This is a genomic window from uncultured Microbacterium sp., assembly GCF_963528945.1.
Classification (GTDB): domain Bacteria; phylum Actinomycetota; class Actinomycetes; order Actinomycetales; family Microbacteriaceae; genus Microbacterium.
Genome location: NZ_CAURWX010000001.1, coordinates 112409 through 131583 on the forward strand (window position 1 = coordinate 112409; position 19175 = coordinate 131583).

Genomic DNA, 19175 nt, shown 5'->3' on the forward strand with positions numbered 1-19175 from the left:
CGCCCACTGTTCTGACTCTTCGGACTCTGACAGTACGAGCGCCCGGGCCACGCCGGGCGCCCACCCCCGCACCGAGCAGGTGACCCGCTGATGGACGGCCTGCTCTGGAACATCGCCCTCGTCATCGCGTTCGTGCTCATCGGCGGCGTCTTCGCCGCGACGGAGATGGCCCTGGTCACCCTCCGCGAGAGCCAGATCAACGCCCTCGGTCTGCGCGGCAGGCGCGGTGCCAAGGTCGCCGCGCTCGCCCGCAACCCCAACACCTTCCTCTCTGCGGTGCAGATCGGCGTGACCGTGGCCGGGTTCGCCTCGGCCGCGTACGGCGCGACCTCGATCGCTCCGTCGGTCGCCCCGCTCTTCGAGTCGTGGGGCGTGGATCCGGCGATCTCGCTCACCATCGCGACCGTCGCGCTGACGCTCGTCATCGCGTACCTGTCGCTCGTGCTCGGCGAGCTCGTGCCCAAGCGCCTCGCGATCCAGCGGAACGCGCAGTTCGCGTACGCCGTCGCCCCGGCGCTTAGCGGCTTCGCGGTCGTCATGCGCCCCGTCATCTGGCTGCTCTCGGTGTCGACCAACGCGCTCGTGCGCGTGCTCGGCGGCGACCCGGACAAGACGGGGGAGGAGCTCAGCGACGAGGAGGTGCGCGACATCGTCGCGTCGCACCAGGGCCTCCCCGACGACGAGCGGCGCATTCTCGACGATGTGCTCTCGCTGCGCGGACGACAGATCAGCGAGGTGATGCGCCCGCGACCCGAGGTCGTGGCGCTCGACGAGACGGCGACGGTCGCCGAGGCGGTGGCGCAGGTGCGCGATCTGCCCTTCTCGCGGTACCCGGTGTCGGACAAGTCGATCGACGACATCACCGGTTTCGTGCACGTGCGCGACCTGTTCGAGGCGGCGGGGGCCGACCCCGAGCGTCCCGTGCAGGCGCTCATCCGGGAGATCCCGTACATCCCCTCCACCGCGCGCGTGCTGCCGACCCTCACGCGCATGCGCGCCGACGGTCACCACATCGCCGTCGTCGTCGACGAGTACGGCGGAACCGACGGGCTCGTCACGCTGGAGGACCTGGTCGAAGAGGTCGTCGGTGAGATCTTCGACGAGTACGACGCGGCGGAGACGGATGCTCCGGGCGGGGCTCTCGACGGACGTCTGAACCTGCAGGACTTCGAGGAGGCCACCGGCCTCGAGCTGCCCCGCGGATCGAGTGACACCATCGCCGGGTTCGTGACCGAGCAGCTGGGGCGCCTCGCCGTGGTCGGCGACACGATCGACGTGCCGGGCGCGACGCTCCAGGTCGCCGAGCTCGATCGACGCCGCATCGCCCGCGTGCGGGTGACGCCGCGCGCCGACGACGAGGTGCCGATCGGCTGATCTGCTGTGCGCTGAGCCGCCCCTCTCCGCGACGACCGACGGTCGCCGCCGGGAGGGGCGGCTCGCTACGCTGAGCGGACATCGACCTCGGGGGACACCACCATGCGCACTTCTCGCCTCGCCCTGCTCACCGCCGCCGCCGGGCTGCTCGCCGCGGGTCTGACCGGCTGCTCGTTCTCGGCCTCGGCCACCGCCTCTCCGAACGAGATCGCGAGTCTCGCCGAAGATGCCCTCGAGGCCGAGGTCGGGCAGCGACCCGAGATCGACTGCGGCGACGACAGCATCCCCCTGGAGCAGGGCTCGGTCGTCGACTGCCTGCTCACCGATCCGTCGACCGGCTCGGAGTTCGACACCGATGTGACGCTCTCGAAGGTCGACGGCACGAACGTGACCGTGTCGGTGCAGGTCGCCGACACCCCGAACGACGCGACCTCTTAACCCGCGGCCGGTCTCCGGGAGCGTCGGCGGCGGCACCCGCGGGTCGCGCCCACGGGTGCCCGGCGGCCGCTACGCCGTCGAATCTGCTCGCGTCCGGGAGAGGAGTCCCGCGACCGTGTCGACGACGACGAACGCGACGAGCGTCCACCCCACGAGCGGCAGCAGCAGAGCGATGCCCGCGCCGATGACGACGACGGCGAGCACGCCCCACCACGGCGCGCCGCGCAGAGCTCCGCGCGGCGGCGGGGCCCCGCCGAACCGACGAGCAGACCGCGGAGGTCGACGCTTCGCCCACATCGCGTAGCCGAGCACGACCATCGCGCCGATCGCGATCGCCAGCAGGAACAGCACGAGCTGGTTCACGAGGCCGAACATCGACCCCATGTGCAGGTCGACGCCCCACCGCGCGAGCTTCGCCGCGAGGGGGAAGTCGGCGAAGTCGACCCGGTCGACCACCTGCAGTGCGGTGCCGTCGATGGCGACCTGATCGACCTCGGTCGGGAAGCTCGTCTGGATCTCGCCCACCGTCCACGCCGCCCCGCGTTGCGCGGGCGGCGTGATCTCCACCCGTCCGGTGTTCACGTTCGTGCGTTGGGCGATCGCGAGCACCGCATCGAACGTCGCGGGGTTGGCTGCTCCGGTCGGCGCGGATGCCGGGCCGTGATGCCCCGCGTGCTCATCGACCTGCCCGCCGCTCCCACCCCCGCTGGTATCGAGCGACGTGTCGAGCACGGGCGTCGCCCCGCCCAGCGCCGCGCGCAGCTGCGGGACGTTCGTCCCGGCGTACTGAGACCAGGTGATGCCGGTCGCCGCGAGGAACAGCGCCCCGATCGCCACCCACACGCCGACCGACGCGTGCCATCCGAAGAGGCCCCGGTACCCGCGGTGCCGGCGGTTCGGGAGCAGCAGATCGCGCTTCGCTCGTGCCTGCCGCACGCGAACGACCCACAGTGCCACGCCTGCGAGCACCACGATGCCGAGCCACGACGCGGCGAGCTCGCTGTAGACGCGGCCGACCTCGCCGAGGTGCAGCGTGCGGTGCAGCTGGTCGATCCAGGTGCGCAGAGGCAGGGCGCCGCTCGTGCCGTACACCGTGAGGTCTCCGCGGATCTCGCCCGAGCCCGGGTCGACGAACACGGCGCGCGATTCGCTCGCGCCGAGACCGTCGCCGGCGAACATCACCCGGGTCGTGTCGCCGGGCTCCGGTGCGGGCCGCACGGCAGAGAGCGTCGCGGTTCCGGCGACGTGCTCCTCGGCGATCTCGATCTGCGCGGCCAGGCTGAGCGTCTCGTCCGATGCCAGGGCGTGCAATTCGTGCGCGTACACGATCTGCTCGAGGGTCGGCGTCAGCGCGTAGAGGGCACCGCTCGCGGCGGCCACCAGGATGAACGGCCCCACGAGCACGCCGGCCAGGAAGTGCAACCGTCGCAGCAGCGCCCCGAACCATCCCGGCTCGCCGCTCACGGCGCTCCTCCCCACAGCGTCTCGCCGATGAATCCGCCCTCGCGGCATCCGGGAGGCACCGCGAACACCGCGGAGCCGATCGGCGTCGTCCACTCGTTCAACAGGTCGAGGTCGGCGAGACGCTGCTGCATGGGCGTGTACTGACGGGCGACGTCGGCCTGGAACGACACGAAGATCAGCCCCGACTCCGACACGCTGGCGCCGGTCGGGCGTTCGTCGTAGTTGTACGCCCGGCGGAAGATCTTCACCCCGTCATCGCCTCGCGCCCGGCGCAGGTGGGCGAACTGCGGGATGACCGGGAACCCGACGGCGGTGGTCGCGGTGAGATCCGGTTCGTCGTACTCGTCGGTGCCGGTGAGCGGCGCACCGTTCGCGAGAGTGCGGCCGACGGATGCCTCGCGTCCGCTGCGGTCGAGCCGGTCCCACGTGTCGAGGTCCATGCGGATGCGGCGCACGACCAGGCCGGTGCCCCCGGCCATCCACCCCTCGCCCGCCCATACGACCTCGTCGAACTCGGCGGTTCCGGGCTGCGGGTTCGCCGTCCCGTCGACCTGCCCGAAGAGGTTGCGCATCGTCGTGCCGGGGCGCTCCGTGCCGTACGCGCGTCGGAAGCCCTGCTGACTCCACCGCAGCGAGGCGAAGCTGCGGGCGTCTTTCAGCAGCATCCGCGCCGCGTGCGACACGGTGAGGGGGTCGTCCGCGGCGATCTGCAGCAACAGGTCGCCCTCGGAGAACTCCGGTTGCAGTCGGTCGATCGAGAACGCGGGCAGGGGTGCGAGCCAGCTCGGACCGGTGCCGGCGGCCCGCGCGACGAGACGGGGGCCGAACCCGAACGTCACCGTCAGGCGGGCGGGGGAGAGGGCGAGTTCGGGCTCGGAGTCGGCCAGCGCCGCCCGGCCCTGCGTGAGACGCGCGGCGTCGTCGGTGAGGATGCGCAGCAGCCGCCGCAGCCCCTCCCGGTCGGTCGAGTCGAGCAGATCGAGCGCGAGGAAGAGGCCGTGCGCCTGCGCCGCGGTGTCGATGCCGGCCTGGTGAGCGCCGAAGAACGGCACGGTCTCCTCACCGTTCATCGGCGTCGAGGCGGGGGGAGGGCTGCCGGCATCCGGCCGGTTCAGGGCGTGGTCGACTCCGATCGCCGCAGCCGCGCCGACGCCGACGACAGCTCCTCCGAGGAGGAACTGCCGCCGGGTCGACCCGGGGCGATCGGAGCGCGCACCTTCGGTGCGCGCGCGCATCAGTGGTCCATGCCCTCGTGGTCGTCGCCCTCGTAGTTCTCGTTGGCGCCCGAGTAGTCCTTCACCGGGGCGGTGAAGGCGTAGGTCGAGTCGTCCGAGAAGGTGAGAGTGACGGTGACCTCATCGCCCGCGGCGAGAGGGCCGGTGAGACCCATCAGCATGATGTGGTCGGCGCCGGGTTCGAGGGCCAGTTCTCCCTCGGCCGGGATCGAGAACCCTCCCTCGATCTCGCGCATGATCATCTCGCCGGCTTCGTTCTCGACGGTCTCGTGCAGCTCGACCATGCCTGCCGCATCCGTCGACGCCGAGACGACCGTCACCGCCTGACCGCTGTCGTTCGTGAGCGTGCCGAACGCGGCGGACATGTCGTCGTCGGTCGCCTTGATCCAGGCGTCCTCGATCCCCACGGAGTCGCCGGCCGGCGACGCGGAGGCCGCCGGTTCGACGGGCGTGCCGGCGCAGCCGGTGAGCGCGAGGAGCGACACCGCGGCGAGGGCGGCGAGGCGGGGGAGCGGGGTGTTCGTGAAGAAGGTCATGGTGAGGCCTTTCAGTCGTTCTCCGCGGCGTCGGCATCGGCCGAGGCGGCGGGGGCCGTGCGAGGACGGCGCAGGATTCGGAAGAGGAGAAGGGCGACAGCGGCGATCGCTGCGCCGGCGATGCCGACGAGCAGCACACGGGCGCCGTCGTCGGTCGGGGTCGGGGTCTGCTCCGCGGCATCCGCGTCGGTGTCGCCGGGGTCGGCGTTCGAACCGCCGTCCGACGGCGCGACCGTCTCGTCCGGCGAGCTGTCCGTGCCGGCGGACGCCGAGGCGGGCATCGGCTCCGCATCGCCGACCGTGAACGGCACGACGCCGGAGATCGGATGCCCGTCCTCCGACACCACCTGCCACCGCACCTGGTACCCCGCGGCGGGCATGCCGGGGTCGAGGAGGGCCGTGACGGTGCGACCGTCGACGTCGACCTCGCCGGTCGCCCAGTCGTGGCCGTCGGCGTCGACCACGAGTACGACGGCGCCCTCGGTCGAGTCGCCGAGCACGAGCAGGTCGCCGGAATAGGTCAGAGTGATCGACTCCGGCGGGGTGGCCAGCCGTTGATCGGCCTCCGGAGTGCTGTGGACGAGCGAGTCATGAGCGGATGCCGGCACGGCGGTCGCCAGCACGGCGACGGCCGCCACGGCCAGCCCGACCGCGATTCTGCGGACAGGGGACATGGGGAATACCTCTCGACGGGCGCCGCGAAGGGCGCCGGACGGTGCGTTGCCGGCCCGCGCGGCATCGGGCGCGCGCAGGCGTGAACGCCCACGGGCGCAGGCCCGGGGCGGAGATCAGACCGCGGCGACGAGAGGTGGGGCGCGCCCGCGCAGGGGCGAGAGCAGCAGGGCGCCACGCAGAACGACGGCGTCCGCACGCAGGCGAGGAACGGCGACCGGTCGGGGGCGCGGGGAGAAGACGGAGACGGCGGTCCGGCGACGGACCCAGCGGATGCTCTGCTGAGCGAGATCGCGCAGCCCGATGAGCAGGCGCTCGCCGCGGTGCAGCGCGGCGACGGTGATCAGGGCGGCGAACACGTGCCCGACCCACATCCCGCCGTCCGCCACGACCGCGGCCGGGACGCCGGCGGCATCGGGCAGCACCAGCGGACCGCCGTGCACGTGAGGGGCGGCGCTCGCGGTGGGCGTGATGGTGCCGAGCACGAAGAGTACGTGGAACAGGAACTGGCTCACGGCGACCGAGAGCGTGAGGCGGGTGACCGAGAGTCGACGCCCGGCCAGCAGCACGCACACCATGAACGACAGCACCCAGGGCACGAGGATGCCCAGTGGCCCGGGCATCGCCCCGCCGGCGGTGACGTGCCCGGCGAGCGCGACGAAGATCGCCACGGCGGATGCCGCGAACCCGCGCAGAACGGCGGGTCTCCGGGACGGGTGCACGGTCCCATTGTGTCAGGCCCGCCGACCGCGGACGGTCCTGTCAAGACCCTGCGGGGATCGGTGGCCGCCCTCTACCGTCGCGACATGGACACAGCGCAGCGCATCCACCGGGCCAAGCATCCGCGATCGATCGTCGCGGGGCCGTACGGGCATCCGTTCCACCCCGTCGCGGTCACGATCCCGATCGGGGCATGGACGGCCGCGCTGATCTTCGACGTGATCGCGCTCGTCGGTGACGACTCCGCCTTCGCGCAGGGGGCGACGCTCCTGGTCGGCATCGGCATCGCCGGGGCGCTCCTCGCCGCGGTGCTCGGCATCATGGACCTGTCGCAGATCGCCCGGGGCACCGTCGCGCGCCGCACCGCGCTCGTGCACATGACGCTCAACCTGCTCGCGACGGCGCTCTTCGGGCTCGGCTTCGTGCTGCGTCTCGTCGACGGCGCCGACCATCCGCATCTGCCGGCCTTCATCCTCAGCGCGATCGCCTTCCTGCTGGTCGGTGCGTCGGGATACCTCGGCGGCAAGCTCGCCTACCGGTGGGGCATCCGCGTCGCCGACGAGCAGACGCAGGCAGAGGGGTTCCGTCTGCACCAGTGAGAGGGCGCACCCGCGGTCCCTCCGCAGGGTCGCCCCCCGCCGCTACCTCCGCCGCAGACGCGAACCGGCCCACACCAGCGCCGCCGCCGTGAGCCCGAGGCGCACTCGCGGACGCACCGCGAGCCAGGTATAGATGCTCACCGCGCGACCCCGGCGGGGGAGCGCGCCGGTGGACGAGCGGTCTGCGGCACCGACGCGCAGATCTCCGCCGCCCGTGCCATCGGGGTCGTCGGTGTGCATGATGTCGGTGCCGAGCCGGCGGAAGACGGCGTCGACGATGCCCGGAGCGGCCTGCTGCGCGGCGACCAGCAGACGGCCGCCCCCACCCGCATGGATGGTGCGCACGGGATGCGTCGCCGCGAAGGCGATCGCCTCGGCCACGACCTCGGGCGCGTACGTGGGCGGAGGCGCGGTCGGCCGCCACACCATGCGGTTGCGCGCGTGCCGATAGATGGGGGTGTCGATGACCGCCGGCCGCACAGAAGTGATGCTGATCTGCGGATACTCGTCCCCGAGTTCCCGGCGCAGGGCGTCGAGGGCTCCCTCCAACGCATGCTTCGACGCCGCATAGGCGCCGTGCATCGGCAGAGCCGCGACCGCCTCGACCGAGGAGACGATGACGAGTGCGCCGCCGCCGGCGCGACGCAGGGCCGGAAGCGCCGCCTGGATGCCGTGGATCTGCCCGATCAGGTTCACCTCGAGCACGTCGCGGAACTCCTGCGGTCGCGTGTCGGCCACCCGCGAGTACAGCAGCACCCCCGCATTGCCCACCCAGGTGTCAATGCGTCCGAACCACTCCTCGACCCGGTCGACCGCGGTGCGCACGGCATCCGCATCGGTGACGTCGACGACCAGATGGCGGGCCGTGCCGCCGTCCTCCTCGACGAGCCGCACCGTCTCGCGCAGGCCCTCCTCGTCACGGGCGAGCACGACGACGCGGGCACCCTCACGCGCGAGACGCCGGGCCGCGGCGCGACCGATGCCGCGCGAACCCCCGGTGATCACCGCGACCTGGGCGTCGAGGGGGCGCAGCCGTCGACCGGCTGCGCCCCCTCCTCCCCAGCGGAACCCGGTCATTCCTTGTTGAACGCGTCCTGTGCGGCGCCGGCCACCTTCTCGACCACATTCGGCAGCTCGGTGGTGCCGTAGAAGCGCGCGTCGGGGTGGGTGGGCGGCGGCATCTCGGCCGTCGTCGTGGGTCCATCGTGGTAGCTGAACTCGCCCTTGCCGTCGGGCGTGGGGCCGGATGCCCACGACCCCTCGGCGGCGGCGGCGCCGTCGCTGAAGTTCAGGTACTGGTACGAGACCTCACGGTGCTCCTTGTTGAGCGGGAAGTTGCTCGGCACGGGCAGCTCCTCCGCGCCCTCTTCCTTGAGCTCCTCCACCGCGCGCAGCCACTGGTTCTGGTGCATCGTGTCGCGGGCGAGCAGGAAGCCGAGCATGTCCCGGATGCCGTGGTCGTCGGTCATGTGATAGAGCCGTGCCACCTGCACCCGGCCCTGCATCTCGGCGTTGGCGTTCGCCATGAAGTCGGCGAGCAGGTTGCCGCTCGCGGTGATGTACGAGCCCTGCCACGGGTTGCCGTTGCTGTCCACCGGGCGTGCGCCGGCACCCGCCACGATCCCGTGCTGAACGTCGGTGCCGCCGATGACGGCCGCGACCGTCGGGTCGTCTTGCACCGCCTCCTCGGTGATGCCGAGCGGCGACTTCTCGAGCAGCTGGGCGATCATGACCGCGAGCATCTCGACGTGACCCATCTCCTCCGCACCGATGCCGAACACCAGGTCGCGGTACTTGCCGGGGATGTGCATGTTCCAGGCCTGGAACTGGTACTGCATGGCGACGGAGATCTCCCCGTACTGGCCGCCCAGCACCTCTTGAAGCTTGCGTGCGTAGACGGCATCGGGCTTCTCCGGTGTCGCCGAGAACTGCAGTTCCTGTCGGTGGAAGAACATGAGTCCTACCTTTCTGATCTGCTGTCGGTGAATGTCCATCCAGCGCCTCGACCCCGTGATCGACGGAGGGGCTTTCCAAATCGGGAACCGCCTGCGACAATTGCGCGCGCCGCTCCCGCGGGTCAGTGGATGACCGACACCGCGCCACCGACGATGAGGGTGATGACGGTGGTCCAGCCGATGATCGCGACCGCCTGCCAGATGAGGATGCGGCCCTTGCCGATGCCGGAGGCCGCGAGCATGGTGGCGGTGAAATGCGTCGGCAGCAGGAGCGGGCCGAGCAGACTCACCCCGGGCACGCCGTAGCGCTCGAAGGCCCGCTGGAACTTCTGGCGCCGCGCGGTGCGGCGGTCGTCGACCGGAGTCTCCTCGACGACGACGGCTCCGTCGGCGCCCGCGAGCTGGCGGGTGCGGGTGCGGTCGACGATCGCTTTGCGGGCACCGGAGCTCGCGAGCACCAGCACGGCGACGCACGCGAAGTTGCCGACGATGGCCGCGATCGCGGCGACCACCGGGTGGATGCCGCCGATGATGCCGATGGCCGCGGCGCCCTCGCCTTCGATGAAGGGCACCGCGCCGGCGAGCGCGACGATGAGGGGCTGGATGAGTTCGGGCACCTGGGCGACCAGATCCTGGAACGTCTCGATGAGGTTCATGGGGTCTTCCCGACGTGTCGGGCCACGGGCGGTCCGTGGCGATGACCCCAGTCCAGCCGAGCGGCAGCGAGCGCAGAAGTGCCGCGGTGTCACCGGTGTCCGGGCGGTCTGCACGCGCGACGGGTGACATGTGTCACGGCCCTAGGGTGGTGGGGTGAGCGCATCCGTCGACCCCACCCCCGGCTCCCGCCGGCTCGCCCGCGGCGTCGTCGCGACCTGGTGGTACACGGCGGGCGGGGTGATGTTCCTGCAGCTGATGCTCGTGCTGTTCTGGACGTTGATCGCCTTCACGCTCCCCGACACGACCGCGATCGGAGTGGTTGTGGCCGTCGGCGGCGTTCTGTGGTGCGCCTCGACGATGCTGCTGCTGCGCGACTACCGTCATCGCGTCGATGCGGGACCGGGGGTGGCCTGGCGGCGCATCCTGCTGCCGATCGCCGTCGCCGTCGCGTTCGGCGCGACCGCCGGGGCCCTGCTCGGCAGCTGGCAGCTCGCGCTGATGCCGGTCGTGCAGTCGCTCACCCTGCTGAACTGGCCCGCCGGCGTGCGCTACCGGGTCACCATCGCCGCCGTGCTGCTGCTCGTGGTGCTTGGATTCATCGACGCCCAGCAGTACAGCGAGACGACGTGGTGGATGCCGATCGTCTACACGTCGCTCCTGCCGGTCATGACGGTGAGCACCCTCTGGTGGTGGGACGTGCTCATGACGCTCGACCGTGCGCGCGCCTCCGAAGCCCGTCTCGCCGCCACCCAGGAACGGTTGCGCGTGGCGACCGACGTGCACGACCTGCAGGGGCACCACCTGCAGGTGATCGCGCTGCAGCTCGAACTCGCCGAGCGGTTGATGCCCGCCGATCCCGCCGCCGGCATGGAGCAGCTGCGCGCCGCGCGCGTGAGTGTCGACGACGCGCGGCAGGGGACCCGCGACCTCGCGACGCGATACCGTTCCGTGCCGCTCGGCGACGAGTTGGCGAACGCCCGCGACCTCCTCGAGGCGGCCGGGCTCGCGGTCGAGGCGCGCATCGCCGACGACGCCGATCGTGCCCCGGCATCCGCCCTCGGACCGATCATCCGCGAGACGACCACCAACGTGCTGAGGCACGGGAATGGGGAACGGGCGCGGATCGCGCTCGACCGCGACGGCGCCGTGTGGCGCTACTCGCTGGCGAACGACGCCGACCCGGCGAGCGCAGTCGCTCCGGTCGACGACGCCGCGTCCGGCATCGCCGGCATGCGGCGTCGCATCGCCGACGCGGGTGGATCGCTCGCCGTCGAGCGCGATGGCGCCTCGTTCTCGATCACGGTCACCGTCCCGGCCGAGGAGCCCGCATGATCCGTGTGCTGCTCGCCGACGACGAGGGGATGATCCGCTCCGCGCTCGCCGCCCTGCTGCGTCTCGAACCCGACATCGAGGTCGTCGCCGAGTGCGCAGACGGCAGCGAGGCGGTCGCCGAGGCGATGCGCATTGAGCCCGACGTGTGCCTGCTCGACCTCGAGATGCCCGGACTCGACGGGGTGCAGGTCGCCGAGCGTCTGCACCGCGCCATTCCGACCCGCTGCGTGGTGGTGACCCGCCATGCGCGACCCGGGGTCCTGCGGCGCGCCCTGGCGTCGGGCGTCAGCGGCTTCCTGCCCAAGTCCCGGGGAGCCGACGAGGTCGCGGCCGTGATCCGCAAGGTCGCCGCCGGTGGCCGTTACGTCGATCCGGAGATCGCCGCGGATGCCCTGAGCGACGAACGCTCACCGCTCACCGACCGTGAACTCGACGTGCTGCGCGCCGGCCGCCGTGGCGAGACGACGGGGCAGATCGCCCGCGCCCTCTCGCTCGCGCCGGGAACCGTGCGGAACCACGTCTCCGCCGTCCTCGGCAAGCTCGCGGTGGGCACGCGGCAGCAGGCGGTACTCCTCGCCGAGGAGCGCGGCTGGATCTGACGCCTATCCTGGAGGCGTGACGACCGCTGCCGCGAAGCCCTCCGTCCTCTTCGTGTGCGTGCACAACGCCGGCCGCTCGCAGATGGCCGCCGGCTTCCTGCGCGAGCTCGGTCAGGGGCGCGTCGAGGTGCGCTCGGCCGGTTCGATGCCCGGCGACGCGATCAACCCGGTCGCGGTCGCCGCGATGGCCGAGGTCGGAATCGACATCGCCGGCGAGCAGCCGAAGGTGCTCACGACCGAGGCCGTGCAGGCATCCGACGTCGTCGTCACGATGGGCTGCGGCGACGCGTGCCCGTTCTTCCCGGGGAAACGATACGAGGACTGGAAGCTCGACGACCCGGCGGGGCAGGGGATCGAGGCCGTTCGGCCGATCCGAGACGAGATCCGCGCCCGCATCGAGGCTCTGCTCGCCGATCTGCTCTGAGCACTCCCCGCAGTCCCGCGATTCCCCGCGGTGCGTCATGCGTCAACGGGCCGTGGATCCTCCTGCGAGAATGGACGGGCCGAGTCCCGAGCCGAGGAGCAGACGTGCAGTTCATCTCCACCCGCGGCGGCATGCAGCCGCAGCCGTTCAGCGAGACGCTGCTGGAGGGCCTCGCGCCCGACGGCGGCCTGGCCGTGCCCGCCGAGATGCCGACGGTCGACGCCGAGACGCTCGAACGGTGGCGCGCGCTCACCTACCCGCAGCTGGCGACCGAGGTGATCGGACTCTTCGCCACCGACATCCCCCGCGAAGACCTCGCCCGCATGACCGAGGCGGCATACGAGCCCTTCCCCGGCGACGTGGTGCCGCTGCGGCCGCTCAGCGGCGGTCTCACTCTCGTCGGACTGTCGGAGGGGCCGACCCTCGCGTTCAAGGACATGGCGATGCAGTTCCTCGGACAGGTGCTCGAGTACACGCTCGAGCGCACCGATTCGGTGCTCAACATCCTCGGGGCGACCTCCGGCGACACCGGCTCTGCGGCAGAGCACGCCCTGCGCGGCAAAGAGCGCGTCGCAGTCTTCATGCTGTCGCCCCAGGGGCGGATGAGCGCCTTCCAGCGGGCGCAGATGTTCTCGCTCGACGACGAGAACGTGCACAACATCGCCGTGGAAGGCGTCTTCGACGACTGCCAGAACCTCGTCAAGCACCTCGCCGGCGACCTGCCGTTCAAGCGCGCGCAGAACCTCGGCGCGGTGAACTCGATCAACCTCGCCCGCATCACCGCGCAGGTCGTCTACTACTTCTGGGCGTGGCTGCGCGCGACGGATGCCGACGGGGCGACCGAGGTGTCGTTCACGGTGCCCTCCGGCAACTTCGGCAACATCCTGTCCGGCTTCTTCGCGAAGCAGATGGGCCTGCCGATCCGCCGCCTCGTGCTGGCGGCCAACGAGAACAACGTGCTCGACGAGTTCTTCCGCACCGGCATCTACCGCCCCCGGAACGCCGCGCAGACCCTGGCGACGTCCAGCCCGTCGATGGACATCTCGAAGGCGTCGAACCTCGAGCGTTTCATCTTCGAGCTCGTGGGCCGCGACCCCGAGCGCGTCGTCGGCGCCTGGCGCGACCTCGACGAGCAGGGGTATGTCGACTTCGCGGCCGACCAGCCGCGCTTCGTCGAGGAGTTCGGCATCGTCAGCGGCACGTCGACGCATGCCGACCGCCTCGAGACGATCCGCGCCGTTTATGCCGAGACCCAGGAGATCATCGACCCGCACACGGCCGACGGGGTCAAGGTCGCGCATCAGCACGTCGAGGAGGGCGTGCCGATGCTCGTGCTCGAGACCGCCAAGCCGCAGAAGTTCGCCGAGACGATCATCGAGGCGATCGGCGTCGAGCTCGACTACTCGAAGGACCTGCGTGACATGCTCGGAGCTCCGCAGCACGTCGTCGAGATGGCCGACGACGAGCACGCGCTGCGCGCCTTCATCGAGCAGCACGCGCTGCACTGAGTCGCCCGGCTCCCGTCGCACGAAGGGTCGGTATCCCGCGGGATACCGACCCTTCGTGCGATCGGAGTCAGGCCTCCGGGTCGCTGTGCACCATCCAGGCGATGCCGAAACGGTCGACGAGCATGCCGTATGTGCCGCCCCACGGCGGGGTGTCGAGCGGCATCGTGATGGTGGCGCCGTCGGACAGCGCATCCCAGACCTCCTGAGCACGCGCCTTCGTGTTGCCGCTCAGCGAGACCGAGATGCCGGCGGGCTTCTCGTAGGGCACGCCGTCGGGGGTGTCTGCGCCCATGAGCACGAGACCGTCGGAGGTGGTGAGTCGCGCGTGCATCACGAGCGACTGCTGGTCGGGGTTCTCGACCATCCCGGGGTAGTCGCCGAAGGTGGTGACCTCGAGGTCGCCCCCGAGTGCGTCGCGATAGAACTCCATCGCCGCGCGCGCTTCGGTGCGGAAGGACAGATACGGGTTCAGAAAGGCCATGGTTACTCCTGATCGACGGATGCCTGCGGGCCGAGGCAGCAACATTCTGCGCGGGGGTCGAGCACCGCACAAGACACCGTGAGCGGTATATCTCCCGTGTCGCGCGGTGTCAGTCGGGGAGCGCGCGCACCGCGGCCGCCAGCACCTGCGGCACGGAGGGGACGCCCTCGGCGCGGAAGACGATCGCCCCCGCGTCGTCGCGGATGACGACCGTCGGCGTCGAGCGGATGTCGAGCGCTTCGGCGGCATCCGGATCGCGGGCCACGTCGATCTCGGTGACGGCGGCGTCGGGCAGGAAGCGCACGGCGTCGTGCAGCACGGCGCGGGTGCGGGCGCACGCGCCGCAGAACGACGATGACACGAGCGTCAGTTCCATGCGAGCCTTCCGGATGCTGTGTGCAGTGCAACCGGCGAGGCGACGTCGATGTTCCCTCGCCTACTCCCGATCGAGGCCGAACGTGCGCTTCACGAGCGCCTGCACGTCCCGGTCGAGGCCGTCGATCCGCACGCCCACCGCCTCGAAACGGCCCTGCATCTCCTCGCGGAGACCCCCGATCTCGGCACGCAGGCCGCCGATCTCGGCGCGCAGCACGCGGACGAACAGGGTCGACACGATCGTCATCATGCCGATCGTGGTGGCGATGAAGGCTCCGATCATCGTCCAGATCTGAGGTTCGGTCACGGCGAGCATGCTCCTATTGTGCGGGTGGGAGATCAGGCTGCCAAGCCTCCCTCCGTCCCCGGTCACGCCGGTGCGGGAACCGGGGATAACCGCTAATTCTCGCCGTCGGTGGAGGGAGTGTCGTCCTTGCCGAGGGGGCGTTCCGGCGATCGATGCAGCACGCCGGACGCGGCTCCGAGCACGGCGCCCACGAGGGTGTCGACGATGCGTTCCCCGGCGACGTCGATCGATCCGATGGTGCCCGTCGCCGCGCCGGTGAGCAGGAGCACGAGGGGGGTGATGAACACCAGCGCCAACGCATAGTGCCGCACGACGACGAGCTCGATCGCGAACTGCAACGTCCCCAGGAGCAGCGCGAGCCAGATCCCCGCGGGGTGCAGCAGCGCGAGCAGCAGGTACAGGCCGGCGCCGACGACCGTGCCGAGCATCCGATGCAGTCCGCGCTGGAACGCCGCCCGTCGCGCCGCGGCCACTCCGATCACCGCCACCGCCGAGCCCACGATCCAATAGGTGCGGTCCGGGTCGACGAGGAGCCCGAGCAGCACGCCGACCACCGCGACGATCGCCACCCGGAGCAGGAGCATCCGCCCGTCGGCATCGAGGCTCGGCCCGGGGAAGAGCTCGCGGAGGGAGCGCGGTCGTGCCGCACGCGTCTGCGACCGCAGGAGCGGTGCGAGGGCGACGAGGAACGAGAAGACGCAGCCCCCGGCGAATGCGGTGAGATACACCGGAGCGCCGATCCCGCCCGTGCCGATGACGTGCGCCGTCAGCCCGAACACCAGCACGAAGAACAGCGGCCCCGGCGGGCCCAGGCGGAAGCCGAACGCGAGCGCCGCACTGGCGATCGCGACGCCCACGACCCCCGCCGATGCAGCGATCGTGCTTCCGGCGGCGAGCGCCCCGAGCGCCGCGCTCGCGAGCAGCCCCGCGGCGACGAACGGCAGCATGCGGGCGCGCTCCACCACCGGCGCCGATCCCGCGTAGAGCACCGTGAACGCGCCGCTCGCGGCGACATAGCCGAGGGGAGCGTGCCCGAGGAGGGTGAGGAGGGCGATCGGCGCGGCGATGCCGATCGAGGCCTGAAGTGCGAGATGCCACCGCTTCCCGCGTGACGGGGCGAAGGCGAACAGACTCACCCTCCCATTGTCCTCCCGGTCGACGGCACCTCCGACCATGGTGGTCGATACGATGGCGACGTGACGGCTGCGAGCGTACGACCCGGGATCGATGAGCGTCTCGCGCGGATGATCCGGCTCCCGACCGTGTCGGCCGAGCTCGACGAGCGCGGCGCCGGCCCGTTCGAGGACTTCGTCGCGCTGCTCGCCGAGTTGTACCCGCTCGTGCACGCGCACCTCGAGCGCGAGCGCATCACCGATCACGGTCTGTTGTTCCGCTGGGCCGCGCGCGAGGAGTCGTCGGACCCGCCGCTCGTGCTCATGGCTCATTACGACGTCGTTCCGGTCGACGAGAGCGATGACTGGACGCACCCGCCGTTCGACGGCGTCATCGCCGACGGGCTGGTGTACGGACGAGGCGCGCTCGACGACAAAGGCCCGCTGATCGTCATCCTGGAGGCCGTCGAGAACCTGCTGGCCGCGGGCTTCGCCCCGCCGCGGGACGTGTATCTCTCGTTCGGGGGCAACGAGGAGACCTATGGGGAGGCCGCCCGCACCATCGCCTCCGTGTTCCGGGCGCGGGGCATCGTCCCCTGGCTCGTCGTCGACGAGGGCGGCGCCGTGGTCGACGCCCCGCTGCCGTTCGTCCCCGGTCGTGCCGCGATGATCGGAGTGGGCGAGAAGGGCGTGCTGACCGTGCGGCTGTCGGCGCGGGGAGACGGCGGCCACGCTTCGGCACCGCCCTCGCGCACCGCCGTGCGGCGCGTCGCTCGGGCGGTCGAGCGGCTCGGGCCGGGAACTTTCCGGCCCCGCGCTCCGAAGGCGATACTGACGATGCTCGCCCGCCTCGCCGACCGCACTCCGGGTGCGCCGCGCCACCTCCTCCGCCTGCTTTCGGCCGCGCCTCTGCTCACCGCGCGTCTGTTCGCGATGCTCGGCGGCGAACCTGCGGCGCTGGTGCGCACGACGATCGCGCCGACGATGCAATCCGGCGGAACCGCGGCGAACGTGCTGCCGTCGCAGGCCTCCGCCACGATCAACCTCCGGGTCGCCCTCGGCGAGACGACGCAACAGGCGGTGCTCCGCGTGCGCCGACGCATCCGCGACCCGCTCGTGCGCGTCGAGGTGCTCGAAGCCAGTGAGCCGTCGCCCGAGTCGCCCACCGACAACGCCGCCTTCGGCCTGCTCGCCACGGCCCTCGAGGTGTCGCACCCGGGGGTTCCGGCCGTGCCGTACGTGATGATGGCCGCCACCGACTCCCGTCATTTCCATCGCTTCTGCCCGGCGGTCTACCGCTTCGCCCCGCTCGACATGTCGAATGCGCAGCGCGCGTCGATCCACGGTGTCGACGAGCGGGTCGAGGTCGCCGCCCTCGAGCGCGGCGAGCGCTTCCATCGCGCGCTCCTCGAACGGTTAGGGTGATCGCAAACGCCCCGCAGCGCACGCCGTACCCGGATGCCGTGCCGGCGGGGCCGGGACAGAAGCAGGAGTCGCGATGACGCGCACCCGCACCCTCGGCGCTCTCGCCGCCGTGGTCGGCTATCTCGCGTTCGTGGAGTTCACGAGCGGGGTGCTCCAGGGCTACTACACGCCGATGCTGACCGACATCGCTCGTCATCTCGGCATCCACGACGCCGATGTGAACTGGCTCGAGGGGTCGCAGCTGATGCTCTCGGCGCTCGTCGTCCCCGCGTTCGCCAAGCTCGGCGACATGGTCGGGCACAAGCGGATGCTCCTGGTCTCGACGGCCCTCACCGCTGTCGCCGCTCTCGTGCTGCCCTTCACCGATTCCTTCGCGGTGTTCCTCGTCGCCTGGACGCTGATGGGGTTCTACGTCGTCTGGCTGCCCCTCGAGATCGCCCTCATCTGGTCGCGATCCCGCCGGCTGGAGGGCCGAGCCGGTATCACCGCCCAGGCGGCGGGGTTGCTCGTCGCGGCGCTCGAGGGTGGGGCCATCATCGGCGCGCTCGCCGGGGGACAGCTCGTCGACGTCCTGCCCCTCACGGTCGTGCTCCTCGTGCCGGCGGCCCTGATCGTGGTGTGCTTCTTCGTGATCCTCGTCGGAGTGAAGGAGTCGCCGGATCAGAACGGCGGGACCTTCGACACCATCGGGTTGGTGCTGATCTCGCTGGCCCTGCTCTGCTTCACGGGAGGTCTCAGCCTGCTGCGCCTCGACGGCGGGGTCGCGAACCCGTTGTCGTGGGCCGTGGTCGTGCTGGGTGTGCTGCTGGTCGTCCCGTTCGCCCGGTGGGAGCTGCGGCATCCGGATCCACTGATCGACGTGCGGATGTTCCGCTCGCCGGCCCTCGGCCCGGTCTTCCTCACCGCGGGCCTCTTCGGTGTGAGCGTGCTCGGCGCCCAGGCGCCGCTGTCGACCTTCGCGCGCACCGATCCCGGGGTGAATGGCTACGGCCTCGGGACCAGCGGCTTCCAGACGTCGCTGATCATCGGGCTGTACCTCATCGCGATGATCGCGGGTGCCCTGCTCTTCCCCGCCGTGGCGCGGCGCATCTCCCCGCGGCGTGCGCTGCTGCTCGCGTCGCTGCTGGTCGGTGCGGGATTCCTGCTCTTCGTGCCCTTCCACGACACGTATCCGCAGGTCGTCGTGAACATGATGATCGCCGGTCTCGGCTCGGGGGCGCTGGTCGCCGCGCTGCCTGCCGCTGCGGCATCCGCCGCGCCGGCGACCCAGACCGGTGTGGCCACCGGTCTGACCAACTCGGTGAAGACGGTGGGCGGTGCCGTCGCCTCTTGCGTGTTCGGCATCGCCCTGCTCGGCGGGGCGGCGCAGGTCGCGGGCTCGACCGCCGAGAACACGGCCGGATCGCTCGCCGGCTACATGACGGTGTGGATCGTGTGCGGGGTGACGGCGCTGGTCGCCGCGTTCTGCCTGCTGTTCGTGCCCCGCACCGCGTTCACCGACCGTTCCGTCGAGCCCGAGGCGGCACCACTGCGGTGAGGATCTGCGCCGGTCCGTCGCGGTCGATCTCGAATCTGCGCGTGCGGGATCAGACCTCGATGCCGTGGTCCTCGTCGTTCACGCCCGCGTTGTGCCCGCGGCGCGACTCGTAGCCGAGGAACCAGCCGAGCCAGACGATGGCGGCCAACAGGATGCCGAGCCAGACGTTCTGCAGGATCAGGCCGACGACCACTCCGATGACGAGGAGCGAACAGGTGACCGAAAGCCGCAGGAAGAGGCGCCGTCGGGGTCCGTTCATCCCCTCACTCTAGTTCGGAGGGGTTTTCTGAGAAAAGCCTTGAAGGTTGTCTACAGGTCTGCTTATGGTGTGGGAAACCATGGCCACCGGTTCCCCAGAACTGCCGGAGGGCGTGGTGCAGCGGGGGAGGTGCTGTCATGGAGGGTGGTGTTCGGCGCGCCCCGCG

Annotated in this window: 22 protein-coding genes; 9 read left to right on the forward strand and 13 right to left on the reverse strand. The window is 71.1% G+C overall.

The window, feature by feature from the left end; genetic code table 11:
- The first annotated feature begins 90 nt into the window (after positions 1-90).
- Both RWS82_RS00495 and RWS82_RS00500 read left to right on the forward strand, forming a co-directional pair.
- Positions 91-1374, forward strand: a complete 1284-nt coding sequence (locus RWS82_RS00495; RefSeq protein ID WP_314645732.1) for a hemolysin family protein — start codon at positions 91-93, stop codon at positions 1372-1374.
- A 102-nt stretch (positions 1375-1476) separates the two neighbouring features.
- Positions 1477-1812, forward strand: a complete 336-nt coding sequence (locus RWS82_RS00500; protein ID WP_314645735.1) for a DUF4333 domain-containing protein — start codon at positions 1477-1479, stop codon at positions 1810-1812.
- Between the two features lie 69 nt (positions 1813-1881).
- Here RWS82_RS00500 and RWS82_RS00505 read toward each other — a convergent pair whose 3' ends face one another.
- The 5 genes from RWS82_RS00505 to RWS82_RS00525 all read right to left on the reverse strand — a co-directional run bounded on the left by RWS82_RS00505 (position 1882) and on the right by RWS82_RS00525 (position 6441).
- Positions 1882-3276, reverse strand: a complete 1395-nt coding sequence (locus tag RWS82_RS00505; RefSeq protein WP_314645738.1) for a PepSY-associated TM helix domain-containing protein — start codon at positions 3274-3276, stop codon at positions 1882-1884.
- Positions 3273-4511 (reverse strand): Dyp-type peroxidase, encoded by a 1239-nt coding sequence (locus RWS82_RS00510; RefSeq protein ID WP_314645741.1) that lies wholly within the window; start codon positions 4509-4511, stop codon positions 3273-3275. Before RWS82_RS00510 ends, RWS82_RS00505 begins: the two co-directional genes overlap by 4 nt.
- Positions 4511-5047 carry a copper chaperone PCu(A)C gene (locus RWS82_RS00515; RefSeq protein WP_314645744.1) on the reverse strand — a complete coding sequence of 179 codons (537 nt, stop codon included), beginning with the start codon at positions 5045-5047 and terminating at the stop codon, positions 4511-4513. The genes RWS82_RS00510 and RWS82_RS00515 overlap by 1 nt, the downstream gene beginning before the upstream one ends.
- 11 nt (positions 5048-5058) lie before the next feature.
- The gene (locus RWS82_RS00520) at positions 5059-5721 is read right to left on the reverse strand and encodes a copper resistance protein CopC (protein WP_314645747.1); all 663 of its coding nucleotides are present in this window, start codon (positions 5719-5721) and stop codon (positions 5059-5061) included.
- Positions 5722-5835: 114 nt separating this feature from the next.
- On the reverse strand, positions 5836-6441 hold the full coding sequence (locus RWS82_RS00525; RefSeq protein ID WP_314645752.1) for a hypothetical protein: 606 nt from the start codon (positions 6439-6441) through the stop codon (positions 5836-5838).
- 84 nt (positions 6442-6525) lie between these two features.
- On the opposite strand from RWS82_RS00525, the gene RWS82_RS00530 reads away from it, so the two are divergent.
- Positions 6526-7038, forward strand: coding sequence for a DUF2231 domain-containing protein (locus RWS82_RS00530; RefSeq protein ID WP_314645753.1), 513 nt, complete (start codon positions 6526-6528; stop codon positions 7036-7038).
- 42 nt (positions 7039-7080) lie between these two features.
- Here the strand turns inward: RWS82_RS00530 and RWS82_RS00535 are convergent, their stop codons facing one another.
- From RWS82_RS00535 to RWS82_RS00545, 3 genes are all read right to left on the reverse strand, one after another.
- Positions 7081-8115, reverse strand: coding sequence for an SDR family oxidoreductase (locus RWS82_RS00535; protein WP_314645754.1), 1035 nt, complete (start codon positions 8113-8115; stop codon positions 7081-7083).
- On the reverse strand, positions 8112-8993 hold the full coding sequence (locus RWS82_RS00540; protein WP_314645756.1) for a manganese catalase family protein: 882 nt from the start codon (positions 8991-8993) through the stop codon (positions 8112-8114). The genes RWS82_RS00535 and RWS82_RS00540 overlap by 4 nt, the downstream gene beginning before the upstream one ends.
- 122 nt (positions 8994-9115) lie before the next feature.
- Complete coding sequence (locus tag RWS82_RS00545) at positions 9116-9649, reverse strand: small multidrug efflux protein (protein ID WP_314645759.1); 534 nt, start codon at positions 9647-9649, stop codon at positions 9116-9118.
- 154 nt (positions 9650-9803) lie between these two features.
- Between RWS82_RS00545 and RWS82_RS00550 the strand changes: the two genes are divergently transcribed.
- The 4 genes from RWS82_RS00550 (at position 9804) to thrC (ending at position 13513) form a co-directional block, all read left to right on the forward strand.
- Positions 9804-10982, forward strand: coding sequence for a histidine kinase (locus RWS82_RS00550; protein WP_314645761.1), 1179 nt, complete (start codon positions 9804-9806; stop codon positions 10980-10982).
- Positions 10979-11581: a response regulator transcription factor gene (locus tag RWS82_RS00555; protein ID WP_314645762.1), complete on the forward strand. Its 603-nt coding sequence runs from the start codon at positions 10979-10981 to the stop codon at positions 11579-11581. Before RWS82_RS00550 ends, RWS82_RS00555 begins: the two co-directional genes overlap by 4 nt.
- A gap of 16 nt (positions 11582-11597) precedes the next feature.
- Entirely contained in the window at positions 11598-12005 is a 408-nt protein-coding gene (locus tag RWS82_RS00560; RefSeq protein ID WP_314645764.1) for an arsenate reductase ArsC, read from the forward strand.
- Between the two features lie 104 nt (positions 12006-12109).
- Positions 12110-13513: a threonine synthase gene (gene thrC, locus RWS82_RS00565; protein WP_314645767.1), complete on the forward strand. Its 1404-nt coding sequence runs from the start codon at positions 12110-12112 to the stop codon at positions 13511-13513.
- A 67-nt stretch (positions 13514-13580) separates the two neighbouring features.
- Here thrC and RWS82_RS00570 read toward each other — a convergent pair whose 3' ends face one another.
- From RWS82_RS00570 to RWS82_RS00585, 4 genes are all read right to left on the reverse strand, one after another.
- Complete coding sequence (locus RWS82_RS00570; protein ID WP_314645769.1) at positions 13581-13994, reverse strand: VOC family protein; 414 nt, start codon at positions 13992-13994, stop codon at positions 13581-13583.
- A 109-nt stretch (positions 13995-14103) separates the two neighbouring features.
- Positions 14104-14370, reverse strand: coding sequence for a thioredoxin family protein (locus RWS82_RS00575; RefSeq protein WP_314645772.1), 267 nt, complete (start codon positions 14368-14370; stop codon positions 14104-14106).
- A gap of 60 nt (positions 14371-14430) precedes the next feature.
- The gene (locus RWS82_RS00580) at positions 14431-14685 is read right to left on the reverse strand and encodes a hypothetical protein (RefSeq protein WP_314645774.1); all 255 of its coding nucleotides are present in this window, start codon (positions 14683-14685) and stop codon (positions 14431-14433) included.
- 83 nt (positions 14686-14768) lie between these two features.
- The gene (locus tag RWS82_RS00585) at positions 14769-15812 is read right to left on the reverse strand and encodes an FUSC family protein (RefSeq protein WP_314645776.1); all 1044 of its coding nucleotides are present in this window, start codon (positions 15810-15812) and stop codon (positions 14769-14771) included.
- Positions 15813-15872: 60 nt separating this feature from the next.
- Between RWS82_RS00585 and RWS82_RS00590 the strand changes: the two genes are divergently transcribed.
- Positions 15873-17213 (forward strand): M20/M25/M40 family metallo-hydrolase, encoded by a 1341-nt coding sequence (locus RWS82_RS00590; RefSeq protein WP_314645777.1) that lies wholly within the window; start codon positions 15873-15875, stop codon positions 17211-17213.
- A gap of 73 nt (positions 17214-17286) precedes the next feature.
- Positions 17287-18750 carry an MFS transporter gene (locus RWS82_RS00595; RefSeq protein WP_314645780.1) on the forward strand — a complete coding sequence of 488 codons (1464 nt, stop codon included), beginning with the start codon at positions 17287-17289 and terminating at the stop codon, positions 18748-18750.
- 49 nt (positions 18751-18799) lie between these two features.
- On the opposite strand, the gene RWS82_RS00600 is transcribed toward RWS82_RS00595, so the two are convergent.
- Positions 18800-19009 (reverse strand): hypothetical protein, encoded by a 210-nt coding sequence (locus tag RWS82_RS00600; RefSeq protein ID WP_314645781.1) that lies wholly within the window; start codon positions 19007-19009, stop codon positions 18800-18802.
- Positions 19010-19175 lie beyond the last annotated feature (166 nt).